Here is a 23,056-nt window from a genome sequence, read left to right on the forward strand (position 1 = left end):
GCTAAATTAACCGGCTTGCGCTAAATTAATTGCTGCGTTTGTTCATTTCATTGCTGTCTCTGTTCAATCCCCCTTTTATTTTTATAGACAGGGGGGATTTTGTTTCTAATGCCACGCTTCTTCAATTTCTCTAACGTTCAACATGAAAAAAATTCATTGTGATGCTATTGACTTTAAATGCCATTCATTTCATTCTACAGACATATAGACGTCTAAACGTCAAAAAGAATTACAGATTTAGATTTATCACTTTTAATGACAGACAAGTTTTAGTCTAAGGTTGGCTGGGATAACCAACTTTGGCAATTTAGGGAGAAAACCATGGGATACACGCATGCTGGGCACATTGATGCCTTAAACCAAAATATTGCTGAGCTTTCGGACAATATTAATGTTTCTTTTGAATTCTTTCCGCCAAGCACACCGAATATGGAAGAGACCCTTTGGAAGTCTGTCCATCGTTTGAAAGCACTTAAGCCTAAGTTTGTTTCTGTGACTTATGGTGCTAACTCGGGTGAGCGAGATCGTACGCACTCCATCATTAAAGAAATCAAGAATGAAACAGGCTTAATTGCTGCGCCTCACTTAACGTGTATTGATGCTTCTCGTAGCGAGCTGATTGATATTGCCGATGACTACTGGGCGAATGGTATTCAGAGCATTGTCGCGTTGCGTGGTGACATCCCTGAAGGCGGTGGTCAGCCAGACATGTATGCGTCTGATTTGGTAGAGCTACTAAAGTCGCGTCATGATTTTGATATTTCGGTAGCCGCTTTTCCGGAAGTGCACCCTGAAGCAAAAAGTGCTCAGTCTGATCTGCTGAATCTAAAGCGAAAAATTGATGCTGGTGCGAACCGCGCGATTACTCAATTTTTCTTTGATGTCGAAAGCTATCTTCGATTCCGTGATCGCTGTGTGGCGGCAGGTATTGATGCCGAAATCGTTCCGGGTATCTTGCCGGTGTCGAACTTCAAGCAGGCGTCTCGTTTTGCAGCAATGAATAAAGTGAAAGTGCCAGGCTGGATGCAAAAGCAGTTTGAAGGTTTAGATGATGATCCCACGACGCGCCAGTTAGTAGGAGCAAGTCAGGCCATCGATATGGTTAGAACGCTGAGCCGAGAAGGGGTAAAAGATTTCCACTTCTACACGCTTAACCGCTCAGAGATGACGTACGCACTTTGCCACACACTAGGTGTGCGCCCACAAGGGGTATAGTACCCATACTTGGTTTGGATAGTGCCCATACATGGCTTGGTAAGTGCACACGCATTGCTAACGTCGTGAGATCGAAACATTAAAAAAAGCGCGGGATGAAAATCCGGCGCTTTTTTGTTTTTGTGGGCTTAATTTTTTACTGGCTTAAGCTGGAACGTATTGAACCGGCCAAGCTCTCGTTTCAGATATGGCGTTAGGCGATGGCTTCAAGCTCGACCAACGTCTCTTCCGCCCAGTCTAACCAAGCTTGACGCGAGAACAGGTTACGACGCAATGTTAGACGCTCTAAACGCGCGTGCGTGTCTAGCGTGCTCGGCGTTGCGTAGTACGCCGCTTCGATTTCACGATAGTGTGCCACTAGCTTTTTGGAGTCTTCAATAAGCTCTTCTAGTTGCAGGCGAAATGCCGCTGAAGGTTGAACTGCACAAGCGGCAAGTTTCGCTGAAAACTCGTCGCGAACAGTAGGGTGAACGGTGGGTTGTTCAAACCAGTCACTGAGTGTGCCACGTCCAGATTCGGTAATGGAGTACACCTTGCGATCGGGTTTGCCGTCTTGTGGCTCTAATTTGCAAGTCACAAGACCTTTGTCTGCCATTTTGTTTAATTCACGGTACACCTGTTGGTGGCTCGCTTTCCAAAAATATCCGATGCTTGCAGAAAATTCCTTAGTAATATCGTAGCCAGTCGCGTCGCGAGTGCTTAATACAGTAAGGATAACGTGTGGTAGTGACATGATAAAAATCCAGATCAATAACTTAATAGTAATTATGGCGCTTGTTACTGTCATCTAAATTGTGACGCGTCCAAAGCTAACGTTCATTGGTTGAAAAGTTAGAATGGTCTTGTGTAAAAAGCATGGTCTGTGTGGTTAACACAGTCGCCTTATATAAGCCTTTGTCACCTAGAAGGTTGTATGAACACACAACCTATGTTGTCGATAGATACTTTTATTATTTTTATCGGACAACGAAATTTAATTATATAGAACTTTATAAGCATTAAGTGGAATAGAGGCTAGTGTCACTAGAAAAGAACTAACAAAAGACTCAATAAGATGCTTTAACAAAATAAAAGGCCGCAAGATGCGACCTTTTGTCTTTCTTTTGAAATATTACACTGCTTAACCGGTGTTTCGCATGCCTGCTGCGATGCCGGCAATAGTAACCATGAGTGCTTCTTCTAACTCAGTTTCTGTCTCTTCGCTCTGGCGCGTGCGATAGAGCAGTTCCGCTTGCAGCATGTTGAGAGGTTCAACATAGGTGTTACGCAGACGAATAGACTCTTGTCCCCAAGGGTCACTTTGCATGAGGTGATCGTTATTTTCTACGTTCAATACGGCTTTAATATCTTGCTGTAATTGTGCGCGTAGCTTATCGCCCAATGGTAATAACTCTGGGTTAGCTAATCGTTGATCATAGTAACGTGATATTTCCATGTTGCACTTGGTGTACACCATCTCCAACATCCCTAAGCGCGTAGAGAAGAATGGCCATTCGCGACACATTTCTTCTAATAGGGCTTGATGACCTTTATCAATAGAGTATTGAATCGCTTCACCCGCGCCTAACCAAGCTGGGAGTACGAGACGGTTTTGGCTCCAAGAGAAAATCCAAGGGATAGCACGTAAGCTTTCTACGCCGCCATTAGGGTTACGTTTTGCCGGACGAGAACCCAGCGGAAGTTTACCTAACTCCAACTCTGGTGTTGCTTGACGGAAGTATGGGACAAAATCTGGCTCATCACGAACAACACGACGGTAAGCGTCGCAAGACACTTGCGATAGCACTTCCATTAGGTCACGCCAATCTTGTTTAGGCTTTGGTGGCGGCAGTAAGTTTGCCTCTAGAATCGCGCTGGCATAAAGGTTGAAGCTGTTAATGGCAATTTCAGGGAGTCCGAGTTTAAAGCGGATCATCTCGCCTTGCTCGGTGACTCGTAGACCGCGCTTTAGACTCTTAGGCGGTTGGGACAATAGTGCAGCGTGCGCAGGTGCACCACCACGACCAATAGAACCACCACGACCATGGAAGAGGGTGATCTCAATGCCCGCATTTTCACTGACTTCCACCAATGATTCCATCGCGCTGTATTGCGCCCAACCAGCGGCCATTACGCCCGCGTCTTTCGCTGAGTCGGAGTAGCCAATCATCACCATTTGGTGATTTTGGATGTAACCGCGATACCAATCAATCTCAAACAACTGCTTCATTACGGCTTCTGAGTTGTTCAAATCTTCAAGCGTTTCAAACAGTGGGCACACATCCATACGGAATTTACAGCCACACTCTTGCAGAATAAGGTGTACTGCCAGAACATCTGACGCTGTGCGTGCCATCGAAATAACGTAGGCACCAAAAGCATCACGTGATTGGGAGGCAACAACGCGACACGTATCTAACACTTCTTGCACAGGCTCTGACGGTTCCCAGTCACGAGGTAGCAGTGGACGTTTAGAGCTGAGTTCGTTGATAAGGAAAGAAACCTTATCTTGTTCACTCCACTGGTCGTAATCACCCAGACCTAAGTGACGAGTCAACTCAGAAATGACGTCTGAATGACGGGTGCTTTCTTGACGAATATCTAAGCGGACCAGGTGAACGCCGAACGCTTTAACGCGGCGGATTGTATCAAGAAGTGAGCCGTCAGCAATAATGGCCATACCGCTTTCACGCAGTGATTGGTAGCACGCTATTAGGGGTTCCCATAGTTGCGCACTGTCTTCAAGAATGGGCTTGTTTGGCACTTCTTGGTGATTGATTTGTGCTTCTAACACTTCCAGTGTATTGACCAGTAGCTTACGCACTGGTTTTAAAATCGCACGGTAAGGTTCATGTTGCTCACCCGCGAGATCTCTGACGTGGTCGTTACATTTCACCATAGACAGCTCAGTAATGAGCTCTTGGAAGTCTTGAAGGTACAGTTCCGCGGCTTTCCAGCGAGAGAGTAGCATGACTTCACGGGTAATCTTGTGCGTCACGAACGGATTTCCGTCGCGGTCACCGCCCATCCATGATGAGATATGAACAGGACGAGCATCAATCGGCAGTCCTTCACCTAAATAATTCTTCAGGCGGTCATCCATTTCACGTAGGAACTCAGGAATGGCTTCCCATAGTGAGTTTTCGACGACGGCAAAGCCCCACTTCGCTTCATCTAATGGGGTAGGGCGTTGTTGACGAATGACATCAGAGTGCCAGCTTTGTGCGATAAGTTGCTCTAAGCGGCGTTCGATTTTGTTTCGTTCTTTATCTGAAATCTCACTGAGTTCAAGCCTAGAAAGACACTCGTTGATTTTCACCAGTTTATTGATCATGGTGCGACGAGTGATTTCTGTTGGGTGCGCTGTGAGTACGAGCTCGATATTAAGGTCACGAACGGCTTGTGCCGTATCGAGCTTGCTGATGTTCTCTTGGCTTAATTTTGAAAACAACGTATAGATAGGGTCGGGTTCACAGACATCGGCTTCACAGCTTCGTGAGATCGTGTGGTATTGATCCGCGATGTTGGTGAGATTGAGGAATTGGTTAAATGCACGAGCGACTGGCGTTAGTTGCTCGTTAGGCAGGTTTTTAATCTCATCGATTAACACCTCACGATCGGCCTCATTGCCTGCTCGTACAACGGATTTGGAAAGTTGACGAATTTTCTCAACCTTCTCTAAAATCGCCTCTCCGTGTGCTTCCTTGATGGTATTTCCCAACAAGTGCCCAAGCATCCTAACATTGCTTTTCAATGGGGCGTATTTTTCGTTCATAGTCATCCTGCCTTGTAATTTAACTACATCCATTATTCCGTTTCAGCTTAACAATCTAGCGAAAAATGCTAGGCGTAGTCAAATAAAGTAATCCATGTTTGCAATAATCGTATTGGAATGAAAAGCGCACACTAACCTTTAACCTGTTAATACTGTGCGACTTTTCCCACTAAGGTTGTGGTTATCATATTGCGATAAGTTTGATTGTTTTTGTTGAAAATGAGCGCTGTTGAATAATCGTACAACAACACTCACTTAATCAGTAATAATGAAAATTTATTACATATTATTTTTGTGTAGCCAAAATATCGCTACTCAAAACAGTATTGGTTAATGGCTTTAGCGAGAATCTCGATGGTTGGGTCAACAAAGTCTAAGCTAAGAAACTCATCGGGTTGGTGTGCTTGATCAATCGAGCCGGGGCCTAGTACCAACGTTGGACACAGCGTTTGTAAAAATGGCGCTTCAGTGCAGTAATTCACCGTATCTGACGGGGTGTCGCATAAGCGCTCCATCCCACCCACGAAAGGGTGTTGGTGATCGCACTCATAGCCAGGTATTGGCTCGTGGAGGGCGGTGATGGTTAGACGCCCTGGCCATTTCGCTTCGACCTCTTTTAGCGCGCCTCTTAACATGTTGTCTAAGCCATCTAGGCTGATTCCCGGCAGTGGGCGGACATCGTAATGCAATTCGCAGCAACCACAGATTCTATTCGCGCTATCACCACCATGGATGTGACCGAGGTTTAGAGTCGGGCTAGGGATAGCAAACCCAGGGTGATGGTACTCTTTGACCAATTTATCGCGCAGCTTCATCATGGCGTACATCACTTCGTGCATGATTTCGATGGCGTTGACGCCTAGCGCAGGATCAGATGAGTGACCCGATTTACCCGTTACTCTAATGGCGTTGGCGACATGCCCTTTGTGTCCTCGGATAGGCACAAGGTTAGTGGGCTCACCAATGATGCAATAATCTGGTTTGAAAGGGGCGGTGTCGGTAAAGTGACGTGCACCAAGCATGGTGGTTTCTTCGTCGCACGTTGCGAGAACATAGAGAGGCTTGGTTTGTTTGCTCCAATCGATCTTTTTCACCGCTTCGTAGATAAAGGCAAAGAAGCCTTTCATGTCCGCCGTGCCTAAGCCGTAGAAGCGATTGTCTTTTTCGGTTAGATCGTGGGGATTAAAGCTCCAGCGCCCTTCATCAAAAGGTACGGTATCGCTGTGACCAGCTAGCAGCAGCCCCCCTTCGCCTTGACCCTTTTTGGCAATCATATTGAATTTGTTTGGTTCAACTTCTTCTACTTCAACTTGAAAGCCGAGATCTTTCATCCAGGTGGCCAGTTTCTCTATCACTTTTTCGTTGCCGTGATCCCAGCTTGGGTCAGTCGAGCTGATAGAAGGGGTGCTGATTAGGCCTTTGTAGACCTCTAGGAACGTTGGCAATTGCATATTATCTTCACTTCTACTGTTGACAGATTAACTATAAGACGGTAAAACACATATTAAATCAAAATTAATGAATAAAAAATCATTTATTGACTGTTTTTTTAGATTTATAGTCAATGATTGATATGTTCAAGTCTAACTGAAACGGATGTAGATAGATGCTAAAAACCACCATTATTGGCGCCACCGGTTACACAGGAGCAGAACTGGCTCTGATGGTCACTAAACACCCGGAGCTTACGCTATCAGGTTTATACGTGTCCGCCAATAGTGTCGATGCAGGTAAATTGGTTTCACAGGTCCATGGCAAATTAGCGGGCATTGTGGATGACCGTATCCAGCCACTTGTTGACGTAGAAAAAGTGGCCAATGAATGTGATGTGGTGTTTTTAGCAACGGCTCATGAAGTCAGTCATGATTTGGCACCAGTCTTTCTTGAGCAAGGTTGCCAGGTGTTCGACTTATCTGGTGCGTACCGTGTAAAAGGGGATGACTTCTATACCACGTATTATGGTTTTGAACACCAGCATGCGCAGTGGCTTGATAAAGCGGCTTACGGTCTTGCAGAGTGGAATGCTGTCGAGATTCAAGCGGCGCAACTGGTGGCAGTGCCAGGCTGTTACCCAACCGCGTCACAGTTGGCGATTAAGCCCTTGGTTGAGTCGACACTAATTGATACGCAAGTGTGGCCGGTGATTAATGCCACAAGTGGTGTGACTGGAGCGGGTCGTAAGGCGACAACGGGCAATAGCTTTTGTGAAGTGAGCTTGCAGCCTTATGGATTGTTTACTCATAGACACCAGCCTGAAATGGCGACGCATTTGGGTTGCGAGGTGATTTTTAATCCTCATTTAGGCAATTTTAAACGTGGTATTTTGGCCACGATTACCATGAAGCTCGCGGATGGCGTTAAGGCTGAACAAGTTCAACAAGCATTTGACGCCGCGTATGCCGACCAACCATGCGTGCGCCTTAAAGGTGACACGATTCCGAGAGTTCAAGACGTGGAGAATACTCCGTTTTGTGATATTGGCTGGAAGGTACAAGGTCAACATATTATTGTCGTATCGGCGATCGATAATCTGCTTAAAGGTGCTTCAAGCCAAGCGATGCAGTGCCTAAATATTAAAAACCAATTTTCCCAGCTGACGTCGCTGGTATAGGGCGAGGAGAGAAGCATGAGTATGATGGAACAACAATCTACGCCATTACCATTGGTGATTAAATTAGGCGGTGCGGCACTTTCGTGTACCAAGACGTTGAATCAACTGTTTGTCGCGATTTCAAACTATAAAAAACAAGCTCAACGCGACATCGTGATTGTGCATGGTGGAGGTTATCTTGTTGACGAACTGATGCAGAAACTGAATCTGCCGACAGAGAAGAAACAAGGATTGCGCGTGACCCCTTATGATCAAATTCCTCTGATTGCTGGCGCCCTTGCGGGTACCGCGAACAAATTGCTGCAAGGTGATGCGATTAAAGCGGGTTTAAATGCAGTGGGTTTAAGTCTTGCAGATGGCGGCCTATGTGAAGTAGCCGAACTCGATCCTGAACTTGGTGCCGTTGGCAATGCCAAACCAGGAAACCCTGCGGTATTGCAAGCCATCTTAAAAACCGGTGCGCTGCCTATTATTAGTTCGATCGGCTTAGACAATCATGGTCAATTAATGAATGTGAATGCCGACCAAGCGGCGGTAGCAGTTGCTGGTGCGTTAGACGCTGAGTTGGTATTACTTTCCGATGTGAGCGGCGTGTTGGATGGCAAGGGACATTTATTACCAAGCCTGACTCAAGACCAAGCTGACGCCCTAATCTCTGGGCATGTCATTACTGACGGCATGATTGTGAAAGTTCAGGCGGCGTTGCAGGCAGCCAGTGAATTAGGTCGTCCTATCGAAGTCGCAACTTGGCGTTACCCAGAAAAATTAAATGATTTGTTTGCTGGTAAAAGCATCGGCACACAATTCGTCCCGAATTAAGACTGAGTGGCCATTCGCCGCGCAGTAACATGAATAAAGATAAAACTATATTTAAAACCCGAGATACTGACCGCCAATTCAGGCTCGGACACTAGGAGAAAGAACCATGAGCAAGAAAAGCGTAAAGAAAGTTGTTGTAGCCTATTCTGGCGGTCTTGATACTTCTGTGATCATTCCGTGGCTAAAAGAGAACTATGACTGTGAGGTCGTGGCGTTTGTCGCTGATGTGGGTCAAGGTGAAGAAGAGCTGAATGGCATCGAAGAAAAAGCCAAGGCATCAGGCGCTTCAGAGTGTTACATCGCTGACCTAAAAGAAGAGATGGTTGCGGAGTACATTTACCCAACACTAAAAACGGGCGCGTACTATGAAGGTAAGTACCTGCTAGGTACGTCAATGGCTCGTCCGATTATTGCTAAAGCGCAAGTGGAAGTGGCGCGTAAAGTGGGCGCGGATGCGTTGTGTCATGGTTGTACGGGTAAAGGAAATGACCAAGTACGTTTTGAAGGTGCGTTTGCGGCTCTTGCCCCTGATTTGCATGTTATTGCGCCATGGCGTGAGTGGGATCTGGTTAGCCGTGAAGAGTGTTTAGATTACCTAGCTGAGCGTAATATCCCTTGTAGCGCTTCACTGACTAAGATCTATTCTCGTGATGCTAACGCATGGCATATTTCAACAGAAGGTGGCGTTTTAGAAGATACTTGGAATGCACCAAATGATGATTGCTGGGCGTGGACAGTTGACCCAGAGCAAGCACCTAATGAATCTGAAACAGTGACACTACAAGTCGCTAAAGGTGAAGTGGTTGCAGTTGATGGTGAAGTGATGACGCCGTATAACGCATTGGTTTATCTTAATGAAAAGGGTGCGAAGCACGGTGTGGGTCGAATTGATATCGTTGAGAACCGTTTAGTGGGCATGAAGTCTCGTGGCTGTTACGAAACTCCAGGTGGCACCATCATGATGGAAGCATTGCGTGCAGTTGAGCAGTTGGTTCTTGATAAAGCGGCGTTCGAATTCCGTGAAGAGCTGGGCGTGAAAGCGTCTCACCTTGTTTACGATGGCCGTTGGTTTACCCCACTTTGTAAGTCGATTCTTGCTGCAACGGAAGAGCTAGCGCAAGACGTAAATGGCGAAGTCGTTATCAAGCTTTACAAAGGTCAAGCGACAGTGACTCAGAAGCGTTCAGATAACAGCTTGTATTGTGAAGAGTTTGCTACCTTTGGAGAAGATGAAGTGTATGACCAAAGTCATGCAGAAGGCTTCATCCGCCTTTACTCACTTTCAAGCCGTATCCGTGCATTGAATGAAGTTAAGAAAAATAAATAATGAAGTAAAAAAACAAATAATGCCAATATAGGCTATTTGGATTAAGGTAAACCCACTTGCAGTGCAAGTGGGTTTCTTGTTTTATAAGGAATAAAAAACAACAACACATCAGCTTGTGAATAATTATGTGAAATAAGTGAATTTTTACTTTATTTTCTTTTTAATTTGCCGTAAGTTGAACCTATCAAAAAAACAAACTGACTTTGATTAGATTCCATCGTTAGACAAGCAGTGAATACCGAGCAGTTAGGAGAGTGACAATGGCATTATGGGGCGGAAGATTTACCCAAGCAGCAGATACGAGATTCAAAGACTTTAATGACTCATTACGCTTTGATTATCGATTAGCTGAGCAAGACATTGTCGGCTCAATTGCTTGGTCTAAGGCACTGGTTTCAGTGGATGTGTTAACCGTTGATGAGCAGCAAAAGCTGGAATTGGCGTTGAACGAGCTGAAACTTGAAGTGATGGAAGATCCTGAGCAGATTTTACGCTCCGATGCGGAAGACATTCATAGTTGGGTTGAGCAGCAACTGATCAGCAAAGTCGGCGATTTAGGCAAAAAGCTGCACACTGGTCGTTCACGTAACGATCAAGTCGCGACTGACCTTAAATTATGGTGTCGCCAGCAGGGGCAACAACTGCTGCTTGGTTTGGATAGACTGCAAACGCAAATGGTGGATGTGGCGAGAGCACATCAAGATACCGTGCTGCCCGGTTATACTCACCTTCAGCGTGCTCAGCCGGTGACATTCGCGCACTGGTGTATGGCATACGTAGAAATGTTTGAACGGGATTATTCTCGTTTAGAGGATGCGATTAAACGCTTGGATACTTGTCCGCTGGGATCAGGGGCGCTTGCCGGTACTGCTTATCCGATGGATCGTGAAGAGCTTGCACATAACTTAGGCTTTCGTCGTGCCACGCGCAACAGTCTAGACTCTGTTTCTGATCGTGACCATGTTATGGAGTTGATGTCGATCGCCTCTATTTCGATGTTGCACCTTTCTCGTCTAGCTGAAGATATGATTTTTTATAATTCTGGTGAATCCAACTTCATCGAATTAGCGGATACGGTGACCTCTGGTTCATCGTTGATGCCACAAAAGAAAAACCCAGATGCACTGGAACTGATTCGTGGTAAAACGGGGCGTGTTTACGGCTCACTTGCAGCGATGATGATGACGGTGAAGGCGTTACCATTGGCTTACAACAAGGATATGCAAGAGGACAAAGAAGGTCTGTTTGATGCACTCGATACATGGAACGATTGCATGGAAATGGCGGCACTTTGTTTCGATGGCATTAAAGTGAATGGTGAGCGTACGTTAGAAGCGGCAAAGCAAGGCTACGCGAACTCGACAGAGCTGGCTGACTACTTAGTAGCAAAAGGCATTCCTTTCCGTGAAGCTCACCACATTGTCGGTGTCGCGGTTGTCAGCGCTATTGCCAAAGGCTGTGCACTAGAAGAGCTCTCCATTGCTGAACTGCAAGAGTTCTCGCCAGTTATTGAGCAAGATGTTTACGATATTCTGACCATTGAAAGTTGTCTTGAGAAGCGTAACGCTTTGGGTGGGGTAGCCCCTCAACAAGTTGCGTACGCCGTTGACCAAGCAGAGAAACGTCTAAGCTCTCGAGATAACTCAGCGGTGAAAGTTCGTTCGGCTCGTCTCACTGATATTGATGCGCTAGAAAGTATGGTGGCGTATTGGGCGAATCAAGGTGAAAATTTACCGAGAAACCGCAACGAATTAGTGCGCGATATTGGTTCCTTTGCAGTTGCAGAGCATCATGGAGAGGTCACGGGTTGTGCGTCCTTGTATGTCTATGATTCAGGCTTAGCGGAAGTGCGTTCCTTAGGGGTGGAAGCAGGCTGGCAGGGTCAAGGTCAAGGTACCGCGATTGTTCAGCACTTAGTTGAGAAAGCCCGAAAGATGGCCATTAAGAAAGTCTTCGTACTGACTCGTACTCCGGAGTTCTTTATGAAGCATGACTTCATACCAACGTCGAAAACATTATTGCCTGAGAAAGTGCTGAAAGACTGCGATCAATGTCCAAGACAACATGCGTGTGATGAAGTGGCGTTAGAAGTGAACCTTGCTGAGCAAATTATCGCAAAAATGAATGTTGCTTAAGTAATTGAAAAATAGAGTTTTAATAAAAAGATCGAAAAAGTTTTAAAAAAAGATCATTTTTATGGGAACAAATGAGAAAAAGCCCGGTCTATTAAAGTACCACTGCTTTTTCTTAGAAGAATCTAAGAAGGCCCCAAGTCAGATTTGACTTTGGGGCTTTTTTCTTTTTAGCGTTCTGAAAATTTCATTTTGAATCGTATGCAGTGGTAAATCTTATGCCAAAGGTCTGCTTATCCTACGAGGAAGTGATGCGACCTCACTCGCCGTGAAAGGCTGCCTAACAACCAGGACCGCAATCTAAGCAATGCTTAATCATTTCTGGACCCAGGTGCAGCTTAGCATTGAGATCTCGTAATGCGGTACGTACACCTTCTTCAATCACTGGGTGATAAAATGGCATGTCTAACATTTCTGATACCGTCATTTTATTTTGATGCGCCCAAGCCAGTAAGTGAGCTAAATGTTCGGCATTTGGCCCTATCATTTCGGCCCCTAAGAATCGTCCTGTGCCTTGCTCGCCATAGACATGCAGTATGCCTTTGTTTCGCAGCATCACGCGAGAGCGCCCTTGGCTTTCAAACGATACTTCACCTGTTGCAAAGCAGCCACAACCACCGAAGCGTTTTTCTAGTTGCTTGAAGGTTTCCCCAACCATGGCAATTTGTGGGTCGGAAAATACCGCGGAAATAACACTTCTTCGGAGCCCTGCTCGAATATCAGGGAAGCGACCCGCGTTATCGCCGGCGATACGTCCTTGATCGGCTGCTTCATGCAGTAACGGGATTTGGTTGCTGGCATCTCCAGCAATGAAAATCGTATTTGCCGATGTCTGAAGCGTGTAATGGTCAGCGGTTGGCACGCCACGTTCATCTAGAATAACGCTAGTATTCTCTAGTGATAATTTATCCACATTGGGGCGACGGCCTGTTGCCGCTAATACATAATCGACAACAAAGGTGTCAGGTTGGCCATCCAGGTTAATGAATTGAATTTCAACCTTGTCACCGTCGATTCGCTTCATGCTGTCGACTTTGACGTCTGCATCAAGGTAAAACTCTTCTTGGAATGCCTGCTTGGCGTAACTCATAATATCGGGGTCGGTCAACGGGCCGACCTGTCCACCAAGTCCAAATACTTTGGTTCTTACTCCTAGGCGATGTAATGCTTGTCCTAACTCCAGCCCAATCACGCCTGGACCAAAGACGGCGATTGAATCTGGAAGATCGTCCCAATCAAACACGTCATCGTTCACGATAAGTCGATCACCAAGATCGTTCCAGATCGCCGGGTAGGCAGGGCGAGACCCTGTCGCAATAACAATGCGATCTGCAGTAATGGTAGTGTGATCGTCAACCACTAGTGTGTGGTCATCAATGAAATTGGCATAACCCGAAATTTTGTCTTCTGCTGGGATCTCATCGACGCCTTCGAGCACAAAGCCAACAAATCGGTCTCGTTCGCTTTTTATGCGAGCCATGACTTCTTTGCCGTTGATTAGGGTTTCACCTTGCGGGTAGATCCCAAACCCTGGTGCTTTTTCGATCTGATGTACGCTTTCCGCCGCAGCAATTAACAGTTTAGAGGGCATGCAACCAACACGTGCGCAGGTTGTGCCGTAAGGGCCACCCTCGATTAGGACAACATTATCGGTATGGGCTTTAGCCGCGCGATAAGCGCCTAAACCGGCGGTGCCGCCACCAATAATCGCGACATTGACATTTAACTGTTTCATAACGGTATCCCTTTAAGCAACGTAGCAGACCAAGCAATATAGGTAGACTGAGTAATATAGGCAGACTAAGTCGCATAGCTAGAGTAAGTGACATAGGTAGACTTAGTAACATTAGTAGACTGAGCAGAAGTGGTGGAGCACAGTATTAGCGCCAATAAAATAACAGATGGAAGCTGACCCACTCGTGTGCGCAAGGCCTTTGAGTGGGTCGCAAGGATTACCCTAGGTAAGCTTCTAATTCTTCGCTACCACCGATGTGTTTACCACCGATGAAGACTTGAGGAACCGTTGTACGACCACTAATGGCACGTAGACTTACTGTAGTAGCGTCTTTTCCTAGAATCACTTCTTCATATTGAAGACCGTGATCAATGAGGTTTTGTTTCGCTTTCGCACAGAATGGGCAACCAGGCTTAGAGAAAACCGTGATGGATTCTTGCGTTTTGTAGGCTGGAGCAATGTACTTAAGCATGGTGTCTGCATCTGACACTTTGAACGGGTCGCCTGGCTCATTTGGTTCGATGAACATTTTTTCGACGACGCCGTTTTTAACCAACATGCTATAGCGCCATGAACGCTTGCCAAACCCAATGTCGTTTTTCTCAACCAACATACCCATACCATCGGTAAAATCGCCATTACCATCTGGGATGAAAGTGATGTTCTCTGCTTCTTGGTCGGCTTTCCATGCATTCATCACAAAGGTGTCGTTGACAGAGACACACACCACTTCGTCTACGCCATGTTCTTTAAATACTGAAAACAACTCGTTGTAGCGAGGTAGATGGCTTGATGAACATGTTGGAGTGAATGCGCCCGGTAGGCTGAATACAATCACGGTTTTATCTTTAAATAGCTCGTCGCTTGTCACGTTAACCCATGCATCGCCTTGGCGAGTTGGAAAGGTAACTTGTGGAACCGCTTGACCTTCTTTTGATGCAAACATAATGATGTCCTTAAAAATTCGTGAATTTGAATTTGTTTATAATTCTTAGAGAGCTTAGCTTGTACTGCTCTGTTTCGTTGAGACCATTATCAAAAAAATACGTTGATAGCTCCAATCGTTTATTGTTATGGTATTGATAGTTATTTTCTATCTAGGACTGCAATGAACATTCGAGACTTTGAATACTTGGTAGCATTGGCTGAGCATAAGCATTTTCGAAAAGCGGCAGAGGCGTGCTTTGTTAGCCAGCCCACATTAAGTGGGCAGATACGCAAACTGGAAGACGAAATTGGTACGTCATTGTTAGAACGTAGTAGCCGACGGGTGTTATTCACCGATTCTGGTTTGCAGTTAGTTGAGCAAGCCAAGCGTATATTGAAGGAAGTCAAAACCTTCAAAGAAATGGCGGCGGGTCAAAGCGGTGAAATGACCGGACCGATGCACATAGGATTTATTCCGACCGTCGGTCCCTATTTATTACCGAAAATTGTGCCACAACTCAAAGAAGCCTATCCCGAACTCGAGCTTTTTCTTCATGAGGCGCAAACCCATCAGCTAGTTAGGCAGTTGGAAGAAGGCAAGTTAGATTGCCTTGTTTTGGCCTCGGTTGCTGAAACGGCACACTTTAAAGAAATTGAAGTGTATAACGAGCCTCTGAGCGTAGCGGTACCTTGTGGCCATGAATGGGCTCAGCAACTTGAAGTGGATATGCATGACCTAGAGGGACGTACAGTATTGGCGTTAGGGGACGGACATTGTTTGCGAGATCATGCTCTTGGATTTTGCTTTGCGGCGGGAGCAAAAGATGATGAACGCTTTAAAGCAACCAGCCTAGAGACGCTCAGAAACATGGTGGCAGCTGGCGCTGGCATTACGTTGCTTCCTGACCTCTCACTGCCTAAAGAGCGTGAGAAGGATGGTGTGTGCTACGTTAAGGCGGTTAACCCAACGCCTTCAAGAAGTTTAGTATTGGCTTATCGCCCTGGTTCACCGTTACGGGTTCGTTTTGAAAAAATAGCGGCGGCGATCGCCAGCTATTTATAACCAGCCTGATTCAGCACGATAGGCTGAACTTTCATGGTACGCCAACTCGGTTCTGCCCGTTAACGGGGCAGGATATCGCATAAAAAAAGCCCTCAGAATGAGGGCTTTAATGATTGTTTTTTAAGCACTAGTTTTGGCGGTGTTTGATGAAACATATTATCGCTAAAACAGGCTTTCCCCTTCCGAGGTATCACTGGAATACAAGGTATCCGTGAGACTTTCTTGAACGTATTCTTTTGGTTCAGTGCCAATCTCAAAGTACTCAAACATAGATGATGAATCGGTTTTGTTTGATAACAACCCAGAGTCACGATCAATGCGCACTCGTGATATCCCATTAGGGATAGCTTTGGAGGCTTGTGGTTTATCATTTAAAGCAATGCGCATGAAATCGACCCAAGCTGGCTGTGCCGTTTTCGCTCCCGCTTCCGCGCCGGAAATTTGCTCTTTGCCTAGGTTGCTGTTGGTGGTTGTTCGACCAAGCTTTCTTTGGTGGTCATCAAAACCAACCCAAGCCGTGGCCACAATACCTGGGCCATAACCGTTGTACCACGCATCTTTAGAATCGTTTGTGGTACCGGTTTTCCCACCAATATCACGACGTTTTAACACTTGAGCTCGCCAACCGGTTCCGTTCCAACCCGTACCCTCGCGCCAGTTTCCTCCCCCCCATACGTTACTGTATAGCATTTCACGAGTGAGGAATGCTGTTTGCTCGGACAGAACCTGTGGTGCGTAATTAGGTTCGCTTGCATTGACATCTTCTTCATTGAAGCTAGCCATGTCGATAGGCTCAAGGGCCGTGGCGTTGGTCGCTTCTTCAATACTCGGGGCTTCGTCATCACTGTTTGATGAGAATGTCTCTGGAGTTGGTACTTGAGAGCAGTCGGTTTGGCAAATGACGTTAGGGTGTGCTTCAAACTCGACTTTACCAAATGGGTCTTCTACTCGGCTGATGTAGTAAGGCTCAACATAGTAGCCCCCATTAGCAAAGACCGAGAAACCTTGCGCCATTTGAATCGGCGTTAAGCTTCCTGCACCCAGAGCGATTGTCTCTGAACGTGGCACCTTCGTTTTATCAAATCCGAAACGAGTTAAGTATTCACGACTATCATCCAGCCCCACTTCACGCAACACACGGACAGCCATAACGTTTTTAGACTGGGCTAGGCCGATACGAAGTCGAGTTGGACCGGTATAAGTCGGGGGTGAATTCTTTGGACGCCATGCGGTGCCGGCGCTCTTGTCCCATTTGTTAATTGGCGCATCGTTCACCAAGCTTGCCAGAGTCATGCCTTTATCAAGCGCCGCAGCGTAGATAAATGGTTTGATACTTGAGCCGACCTGACGGACAGATTGTGTCGCACGGTTAAATTTGCTGTGAACAAAGTTGAAGCCACCCACTAGAGAAAGGACGGCGCCGTTCTCTGGATTGATTGCCACGAAAGCCGTATTGGCATTAGGGACTTGGCTCAAACGCCATGTAATGGCTTTGTCTGGGATCGCTTCTGCGTTTTCTGTTGCTTCAACATCCGTGACGTCTTCAGCCGCATCATCAATGTGACTTGCGCGTACCCAGATTTGCTCGCCGACTGCGGTTACGTCACCCGCTGATTTCGGTGCCGCACCTTGACGATCGTCAGTTCTGAACTTACGCGCCCATTTGATGTTATCCCAATCTATGCTTTGTTCTTGGTAACCCTTCACCCAAACCTTAATAGATTTGGCGTTAACTTCGGTGACAATAGCAGGACGCAGTTCACCATACGTTGTCTGTCTGCGTAGATACTTGGTCATATCTTCAGGTGACATTGCTGGCTGATCTGCTTTCCAAACGACTTTTTCTGCGCCGCGATAACCGTGTCGCTCATCGTAGGCCAAAAGGTTGTTGATGGCAGCAGTGTGCGCGGCTTTCTGTAATTTAGAATCGACGGTCATGGTGATACGCATGCCGGATTCATAGGCATCTTCACCGTAACGGTTGACCATCCAAGCTCGAGCGATTTCAGCCACGTATGGCGCTCTAAGTTCGATTTCAGCACCATGGTATTGTGAAATAATAGGCGCTTCTCTGGCTTCATCGAACTGTGCTTGCGTGATGTATTTTTCGCTTAGCATTCGAGCAAGGACCACATTTCTGCGATGAGTGGCACGCTCAATTGAGTAGATTGGGTTCATGGTCGAGGGTGCTTTTGGCAGCCCAGCTAGCACGGCAACTTCACTCAGCGTCAATTGGTCAAGATTACGACCAAAATACGCTTGGGCTGCGGCGCCAAACCCGTAGGAACGGTAGCCAAGAAATATCTTGTTAACGTACAGCTCCATGATCTCTTGTTTACTTAGCAGCTGCTCAATATGCACGGCAATGAAGATTTCTTTCACTTTACGCATGATTTTCTTCTCATTGGATAAGAAGAAATTACGGGCTAGCTGTTGAGTAATCGTGCTCGCGCCTTGTGAAGCGCTGCCGGAAGCAATAACCGCTATAGCGGCTCGCGTAATACCAATGGGATCAAAGCCAAAGTGGTCGTAGTAACGGCTATCTTCCGTTGCGATCAATGCATGGATTAAATCCTGTGGGATTTCGTCATAGGAAAGCGGGATGCGTCGTTTTTCGCCAAATTGCGCGATCAACTTCCCGTCTTGGCTATATACCTGCATGGGGGTTTGGAGCTGAACGTCTTTCAGTGTTGCGACGTCAGGCAGTTCTGGTTTTACGTAATAGTAAAACCCAAAAATTGTACTCACTCCAAAGAGTATGCAAATAAATGCAAATACCAACAGTCTCTTTATGAACTTCACCGGAGATTCCCTGATTGATTAAGGTTATGGGTAGGCCGTTACTTGTACTCTAGTCCAAAAAACTACCTATAGGGTTAATTAACGCTTATTTGGGCGTCAATCTCAACCTTTTCACATGGTTATTGTATTTGTTGAGGTTATTTCTTATGACTAAGAAATGGATTACAGGCATTGATATTGGACATTACAGTGCCAAAGCCGTTGTGCTGATGGTGGATGGTGCCACGTTGACCGTCATCAATCATCTCGAATTAGCAGGCTCTGACGCTATTTTCTCCGATTCTCACACATTAAAGCATCAAGAAACTGTAAAAAATCTCAAAAACTTTAAGAAACTGCCGCCTATTTTTAGGAAAAAAGCGGCGCTCGCCATTCCTGATAGCGCGGTAATCAGCAAAATCATTTCAATTGAAAAGGGATTGGTGGGGCAAGAACAAGAGTTTGCCGTGTTGCAAGCGATGAGCCACCAAACGCCTTATCCACTTGAGGAGTTGGCGCTCGATTTTTATAAGGCATCACCGATATCAGAAGGACATACCGAAGCCTATCGAGTGTATGTGGTGAAACAGTCTCTTGTTGATAATTGGAGTAAGACTATCAATAAACTGGGTTATCAACCGCAGTACATGGACACCAATATCAACGCACTTCGTGGTCTACAGGGTATGTTGAGCCATCAACAAGACGTATTCGATGGCTGGGGGATATTGGACATCGGGAGGCAACAAGCTGCGTTATGTCCACCAAAAACGATGCCGCTAGAGATGGCAAAGCAATGGCTTTATGACACCACTCGTCAGCATGACCAACTCGCGAACGTCGTGAAGCAAAAAAGCGAAGCAGAGCAGGCATTTGAGCAGGTCGCCAGCAAAGTGATGTCACAAATTCAGCTGTATCGTTCTTTACCGGGCGGTCAGGGAATGGAGGGGTTATTGGTGTGTGGTGGGCATGCTAATGCGCCACAATTTGTTGATTTCATTGAACGTAAGTTAGGGATGCCAGTACGACCTTTAGCGCTGCACAATGCGGTGGCGGTGAGTAGCAAGGAAACCACATTGTTAAGTGGTTCGTTTGCGGTCGCGCTAGGGGTGGCTTACAACGCCAGTCAATGGATGGAGACGCATTAAATGGAGATGGTTAACCTGCTTCCTTGGCGTGAGAAAAAGCGCCACCAACATCGCCAGCGATTTGTCGTAGCACTCATTGTTGCGGTGGCTATCGCTGCTGCGGCGGTGCAAGCGGCTATGTGGTATGTGTCGATGCAAATTGAGACTCAGCAAACGAGGCAGCGTTATCTTCAGCAAAAAGTGTCGGATTACCAAAAAGACATTGCGTCATTGGCGAAAGTGACCCAATCGCATACCGCATTAGAGCAGCGCCTTGGTTATGTGGAAACGCTGCAAATACAGCGTAATAAAACCACATTAGTGATGAATGCGTTACCGACGTTAGTACCGAACGGTGTGTATGTCGACAAAGTTCGTATGGAGGGAACGAGCTTCAAGCTTAGTGGTATTAGCAGCAGTACGGCTAAGCTCGCCCAAATGTTGGAGCGATTTGAAACTTCAGGTTTACTACTCAACGTCGACATGCATTCCATTGTCCATGGTAATCAACGCTTTGGGCAACGTTATCAGTCTTTCAGTATTTCTTTTCAGCTCGATTCGGGTGCGTTAACCGACAAGGCTTTAGAGGCTCGGATGATTGATGGGGAGGGTTGAGATGAACGTTGCCGACTTGGAATTGGATGAAATGCCTGATTGGCCTTGGGTTCCCCAAATGCTGGTTGCTCTGCTATTGCTGTTAATGGTGCTCATTGCAGGGGCATTTTTTATAGTGAAACCAGCGCTAGACGAACTGGAACATTATAAACAGCAAGAGCAGGAGTTGAAGCAAACACTGGGTCGGGTTGCTAAAAAAGCCGCGTTGCTGCCGCTGATGCAAGCGCAACTTAATGAGCTTAATAGCCACTATGATTTTTTACTGCAACAACTGCCCGAGCAAAAAGAGCTAGCCAGTTTATTGGCGGCGATGAATGAAGAAGGATTGAATCACGATTTAACGTTTACTCGAATTGATTGGGGGAAGCGTGTTTCTCAGGATTTTTTATTGAAGTTGCCTCTCGATATTGAATTGACCGGTAGTTACAACAACATCGGCGATTACGCGCAGGCCATTGCTCAACTGCCGAGAATTATATTGCTTGAAAATGCGGAGTGGCAGAGGGTGAGCCAAGAGAGCAGTACGTTGCACTTTCGGGTTAGGGCTTATACCTATCAGTTTAAACAGGGCGAGCTGAATCAGGAGCAAAAGCATGAGAACTAGTCGGTGGGTGCTACTGTCTTTGGGGTTACTCGGCTGTCAGGCCAATGATGACTCTTTAGCAGACTTTGTCGCAAAGACGGAGGCAGAAATTGTCATTGAAGTCGCGCAGCTTCAGCCTCGTTATTCTTTTGATGCCGTGCCATTTACCTACGCTAAACAGGGGACGCCTTTTGATTTACCCAAGCTGGCTCAAGCTCAAAGACCTGCCAATAATCAAGCGTGTTGGCAGCCTAAAACTAGGGGGAAAGGTAACTTAGAACAATACCGTTTGGAGGAACTCACGCTCAAAGGGGTTATGAGTAAAGGAAAAGGCTTAACGGGTCTACTGCAATTGCCGAATCGCCAATTGGTGAAGGTAACTGCTGGGCAATATATTGGCGAAAATAATGGGCAAATAAAACAAGTGACCTCAGAAGGTCTCATTATTAATGAGACCTTATCAGACGGTTTAGGGTGTTGGTTTCAAAGGCAAGTTAAGCTCGCGTTGAATTAATGGAGAAGTGGTAGTGCGAAGGACTGTGGGTAATGTAATCAAAGGGCTACTGATGATGGCTATCGTGTGGTGGTCAGTTGGTAATGTCGTTGCCGAACCAATGAACGCGATTGACGGTGTGTTTTTTGAGCTCAATGAGCTAAAGCAGGGAGTTGTGATTGTCAATTTAGAGAAAATTGGCAGCGTAATCGACGTGGAAACGATGGCCAATGGGGTCAGCATTATCTTGAAACAAACCAAGATACGTCCTGAGCAACTGTCTATTATCGATGTTAAAGACTTTGCTAGTGAAGTGAACCAGTTAGAACTGTTTGATGATACTCCGGATGTACGGTTATTGGTTGAAACCAAAAGTAATGTGGACTACTCATACGAAATGAACAACAGGCGGTTAAGAGTGACGCTGTTGCCGATGTCTAAAGAGAAAACCGATGAGAAAAAATGGCAGCTCGCACATCAAGGAAAACTAACGTCTATTAACTTTCAAGATATCCCAGTTAGGAATGTCTTGCAGTTGCTCGCGGACTACAATGACTTCAATCTTGTGGTGTCAGATAGTGTTCAAGGCAATCTCACTCTTAGGTTAGATGATGTGCCATGGACTGAAGTGTTAGATATTATTTTGCGCGTGAAAGGGCTAGATAAGCGGATTAATGGCAATGTGGTGCTAGTCGCGCCAACAGCGGAGCTTGATCAGCAAGAAAAAATGGCGCTAGAGAAAAACCAGCTGACACAACAGATTGGGCAGCTTAGATCGGAGATTATTAAAATTAGTTACGCTAAGGCTTCAGACGTGGCAGCAATGCTGGGCGGAGAAGGGGAAGTGAGCATGTTATCGGAACGCGGATCCATTGCGATTGATGAGCGAACTAATTCATTGTTGCTCCGTGAGTTACCAGACAATATTACCGTGATTCGTGACATTATCGCGTCCTTAGATGTGCCGGTTAAGCAAGTCCAAATTGAAGCGCGTATTGTCACCATTAATGAGGGCAATATGGATGAACTCGGCATTCGTTGGGGGGTAACGAAAGTGAGTGGCGATACCACCATTGGTGGTTCGATTGAAAACAACCTAGGGACGATAGGTTTGTACGATCCACAAGATGGCGATGCATTTGTTGATGACTTTCTTAATGTTAATTTGGGCGCGACGTCGGACAGCGCAGCGCGTCTGGCATTCCAAGTGGCAAGTCTGGGTTCTAACGTTTTGCTTGATTTGGAGTTATCTGCGCTGCAGCAAGAATCAAAAGCAGAAATTATTTCGAGCCCCAGGCTGATTACTACCAATAAAAAGTCGGCGTACATTGAACAAGGTACTGAGATACCTTACTTAAAAGCAGCGTCGAGTGGCGCAACGTCGGTTGAGTTTAAAAAAGCGGTGTTATCGCTTACGGTTACCCCTCAGATTACGCCCGATAATAGACTTGTCCTCGATCTAAATGTAACACAGGATAGACCGAGTCAGGTGGTGAAAACAGGGGAAGGCGAGGCGGTTGCTATTGATACTCAGCGGATAGGAACGCAAGTGTTGGTCAATAATGGAGAGACGGTCGTACTGGGAGGAATATTTCAACATAATATTACCAATAGCGTAGATAAAGTGCCGTTGTTAGGGGATATTCCCGGTTTAGGGGCGTTATTTAGGCGTACCTATGAGAAAGTGGGGAAAAGTGAATTACTGATCTTTGTTACGCCAGAAATAATTGTTAACTAAGTTGTTGTAAAGATAGGTTTTATTGAAAATAGTGAAAAATAAAGTTGCATTCGGGGCACCTAACCTTGATAATTTCGGGTCTTATCACGTCTTGTCTGTGAGGAATCGGTGTCACAAGCCCTTTTCCCGATGCTTT

Annotated in this window: 17 protein-coding genes; 11 read left to right on the top strand and 6 right to left on the bottom strand. The window is 46.1% G+C overall.

Annotation, left to right across the window (positions count from 1 at the left end):
* The first annotated feature begins 321 nt into the window (after positions 1-321).
* Positions 322-1,215, top strand: a complete 894-nt coding sequence (metF, locus tag M9196_RS12610; RefSeq protein ID WP_250617883.1) for a methylenetetrahydrofolate reductase — start codon at positions 322-324, stop codon at positions 1,213-1,215.
* A 193-nt stretch (positions 1,216-1,408) separates the two neighbouring features.
* On the opposite strand, the gene M9196_RS12615 is transcribed toward metF, so the two are convergent.
* The 3 genes from M9196_RS12615 to argE all read right to left on the bottom strand — a co-directional run bounded on the left by M9196_RS12615 (position 1,409) and on the right by argE (position 6,420).
* Positions 1,409-1,948: a PadR family transcriptional regulator gene (locus M9196_RS12615; RefSeq protein ID WP_250617884.1), complete on the bottom strand. Its 540-nt coding sequence runs from the start codon at positions 1,946-1,948 to the stop codon at positions 1,409-1,411.
* A gap of 387 nt (positions 1,949-2,335) precedes the next feature.
* Positions 2,336-4,969, bottom strand: coding sequence for a phosphoenolpyruvate carboxylase (gene ppc, locus M9196_RS12620; RefSeq protein WP_250617885.1), 2,634 nt, complete (start codon positions 4,967-4,969; stop codon positions 2,336-2,338).
* Positions 4,970-5,280: 311 nt separating this feature from the next.
* Positions 5,281-6,420, bottom strand: coding sequence for an acetylornithine deacetylase (argE, locus tag M9196_RS12625; protein ID WP_250617886.1), 1,140 nt, complete (start codon positions 6,418-6,420; stop codon positions 5,281-5,283).
* Between the two features lie 155 nt (positions 6,421-6,575).
* On the opposite strand from argE, the gene argC reads away from it, so the two are divergent.
* The 4 genes from argC (at position 6,576) to argH (ending at position 11,861) form a co-directional block, all read left to right on the top strand.
* The gene (gene argC, locus M9196_RS12630) at positions 6,576-7,580 is read left to right on the top strand and encodes an N-acetyl-gamma-glutamyl-phosphate reductase (RefSeq protein ID WP_250617887.1); all 1,005 of its coding nucleotides are present in this window, start codon (positions 6,576-6,578) and stop codon (positions 7,578-7,580) included.
* A 24-nt stretch (positions 7,581-7,604) separates the two neighbouring features.
* Positions 7,605-8,399 carry an acetylglutamate kinase gene (gene argB / locus M9196_RS12635; protein ID WP_406707682.1) on the top strand — a complete coding sequence of 265 codons (795 nt, stop codon included), beginning with the start codon at positions 7,605-7,607 and terminating at the stop codon, positions 8,397-8,399.
* A gap of 106 nt (positions 8,400-8,505) precedes the next feature.
* Positions 8,506-9,726 carry an argininosuccinate synthase gene (locus M9196_RS12640; RefSeq protein ID WP_250617888.1) on the top strand — a complete coding sequence of 407 codons (1,221 nt, stop codon included), beginning with the start codon at positions 8,506-8,508 and terminating at the stop codon, positions 9,724-9,726.
* Between the two features lie 260 nt (positions 9,727-9,986).
* Positions 9,987-11,861: an argininosuccinate lyase gene (gene argH / locus M9196_RS12645; RefSeq protein ID WP_250617889.1), complete on the top strand. Its 1,875-nt coding sequence runs from the start codon at positions 9,987-9,989 to the stop codon at positions 11,859-11,861.
* Positions 11,862-12,138: 277 nt separating this feature from the next.
* Here argH and M9196_RS12650 read toward each other — a convergent pair whose 3' ends face one another.
* Together M9196_RS12650 and M9196_RS12655 are read right to left on the bottom strand one after the other, a co-directional pair.
* On the bottom strand, positions 12,139-13,593 hold the full coding sequence (locus tag M9196_RS12650) for a dihydrolipoyl dehydrogenase (protein ID WP_250617890.1): 1,455 nt from the start codon (positions 13,591-13,593) through the stop codon (positions 12,139-12,141).
* Positions 13,594-13,810: 217 nt separating this feature from the next.
* Positions 13,811-14,539, bottom strand: coding sequence for a redoxin family protein (locus tag M9196_RS12655; RefSeq protein WP_250617891.1), 729 nt, complete (start codon positions 14,537-14,539; stop codon positions 13,811-13,813).
* A gap of 162 nt (positions 14,540-14,701) precedes the next feature.
* Here M9196_RS12655 and oxyR point away from each other — a divergent pair, with 162 nt between their 5' ends.
* Complete coding sequence (gene oxyR / locus M9196_RS12660; protein WP_250617892.1) at positions 14,702-15,583, top strand: DNA-binding transcriptional regulator OxyR; 882 nt, start codon at positions 14,702-14,704, stop codon at positions 15,581-15,583.
* A gap of 162 nt (positions 15,584-15,745) precedes the next feature.
* On the opposite strand, the gene M9196_RS12665 is transcribed toward oxyR, so the two are convergent.
* Complete coding sequence (locus M9196_RS12665) at positions 15,746-18,385, bottom strand: penicillin-binding protein 1A (protein ID WP_250617893.1); 2,640 nt, start codon at positions 18,383-18,385, stop codon at positions 15,746-15,748.
* A 146-nt stretch (positions 18,386-18,531) separates the two neighbouring features.
* Between M9196_RS12665 and pilM the strand changes: the two genes are divergently transcribed.
* Genes pilM through M9196_RS12690 form a run of 5 tightly spaced genes read left to right on the top strand, consistent with a single transcriptional unit; the run spans position 18,532 to position 22,920 of the window.
* The gene (pilM, locus tag M9196_RS12670; RefSeq protein WP_250617894.1) at positions 18,532-19,512 is read left to right on the top strand and encodes a pilus assembly protein PilM; all 981 of its coding nucleotides are present in this window, start codon (positions 18,532-18,534) and stop codon (positions 19,510-19,512) included.
* Complete coding sequence (locus tag M9196_RS12675; RefSeq protein WP_250617895.1) at positions 19,513-20,106, top strand: PilN domain-containing protein; 594 nt, start codon at positions 19,513-19,515, stop codon at positions 20,104-20,106. It abuts the gene before it with no gap.
* Between the two features lies 1 nt (position 20,107).
* Positions 20,108-20,710: a type IV pilus inner membrane component PilO gene (gene pilO, locus M9196_RS12680; RefSeq protein ID WP_250617896.1), complete on the top strand. Its 603-nt coding sequence runs from the start codon at positions 20,108-20,110 to the stop codon at positions 20,708-20,710.
* Entirely contained in the window at positions 20,700-21,203 is a 504-nt protein-coding gene (locus tag M9196_RS12685) for a pilus assembly protein PilP (protein ID WP_250617897.1), read from the top strand. Before pilO ends, M9196_RS12685 begins: the two co-directional genes overlap by 11 nt.
* Positions 21,204-21,228: 25 nt before the next feature.
* On the top strand, positions 21,229-22,920 hold the full coding sequence (locus M9196_RS12690) for a type IV pilus secretin PilQ (protein WP_406707683.1): 1,692 nt from the start codon (positions 21,229-21,231) through the stop codon (positions 22,918-22,920).
* Positions 22,921-23,056 lie beyond the last annotated feature (136 nt).

Source organism: Vibrio methylphosphonaticus (genome assembly GCF_023634655.1).
In the GTDB taxonomy this organism is placed as follows: domain Bacteria; phylum Pseudomonadota; class Gammaproteobacteria; order Enterobacterales; family Vibrionaceae; genus Vibrio; species Vibrio methylphosphonaticus.

Bases quoted from the DNA above. Each gene is read 5' to 3' on its own strand.
- metF (WP_250617883.1), top strand. From the start codon at position 322: ATGGGATACACGCATGCTGGGCACATTGATGCCTTAAACCAAAATATT.
- M9196_RS12615 (WP_250617884.1), bottom strand. From the start codon at position 1,948: ATGTCACTACCACACGTTATCCTTACTGTATTAAGCACTCGCGACGCG.
- ppc (WP_250617885.1), bottom strand. From the start codon at position 4,969: ATGAACGAAAAATACGCCCCATTGAAAAGCAATGTTAGGATGCTTGGG.
- argE (WP_250617886.1), bottom strand. From the start codon at position 6,420: ATGCAATTGCCAACGTTCCTAGAGGTCTACAAAGGCCTAATCAGCACC.
- argC (WP_250617887.1), top strand. From the start codon at position 6,576: ATGCTAAAAACCACCATTATTGGCGCCACCGGTTACACAGGAGCAGAA.
- argB (WP_406707682.1), top strand. From the start codon at position 7,605: ATGGAACAACAATCTACGCCATTACCATTGGTGATTAAATTAGGCGGT.
- M9196_RS12640 (WP_250617888.1), top strand. From the start codon at position 8,506: ATGAGCAAGAAAAGCGTAAAGAAAGTTGTTGTAGCCTATTCTGGCGGT.
- argH (WP_250617889.1), top strand. From the start codon at position 9,987: ATGGCATTATGGGGCGGAAGATTTACCCAAGCAGCAGATACGAGATTC.
- M9196_RS12650 (WP_250617890.1), bottom strand. From the start codon at position 13,593: ATGAAACAGTTAAATGTCAATGTCGCGATTATTGGTGGCGGCACCGCC.
- M9196_RS12655 (WP_250617891.1), bottom strand. From the start codon at position 14,539: ATGTTTGCATCAAAAGAAGGTCAAGCGGTTCCACAAGTTACCTTTCCA.
- oxyR (WP_250617892.1), top strand. From the start codon at position 14,702: ATGAACATTCGAGACTTTGAATACTTGGTAGCATTGGCTGAGCATAAG.
- pilM (WP_250617894.1), top strand. From the start codon at position 18,532: ATGACTAAGAAATGGATTACAGGCATTGATATTGGACATTACAGTGCC.
- M9196_RS12675 (WP_250617895.1), top strand. From the start codon at position 19,513: ATGGAGATGGTTAACCTGCTTCCTTGGCGTGAGAAAAAGCGCCACCAA.
- pilO (WP_250617896.1), top strand. From the start codon at position 20,108: ATGAACGTTGCCGACTTGGAATTGGATGAAATGCCTGATTGGCCTTGG.
- M9196_RS12685 (WP_250617897.1), top strand. From the start codon at position 20,700: ATGAGAACTAGTCGGTGGGTGCTACTGTCTTTGGGGTTACTCGGCTGT.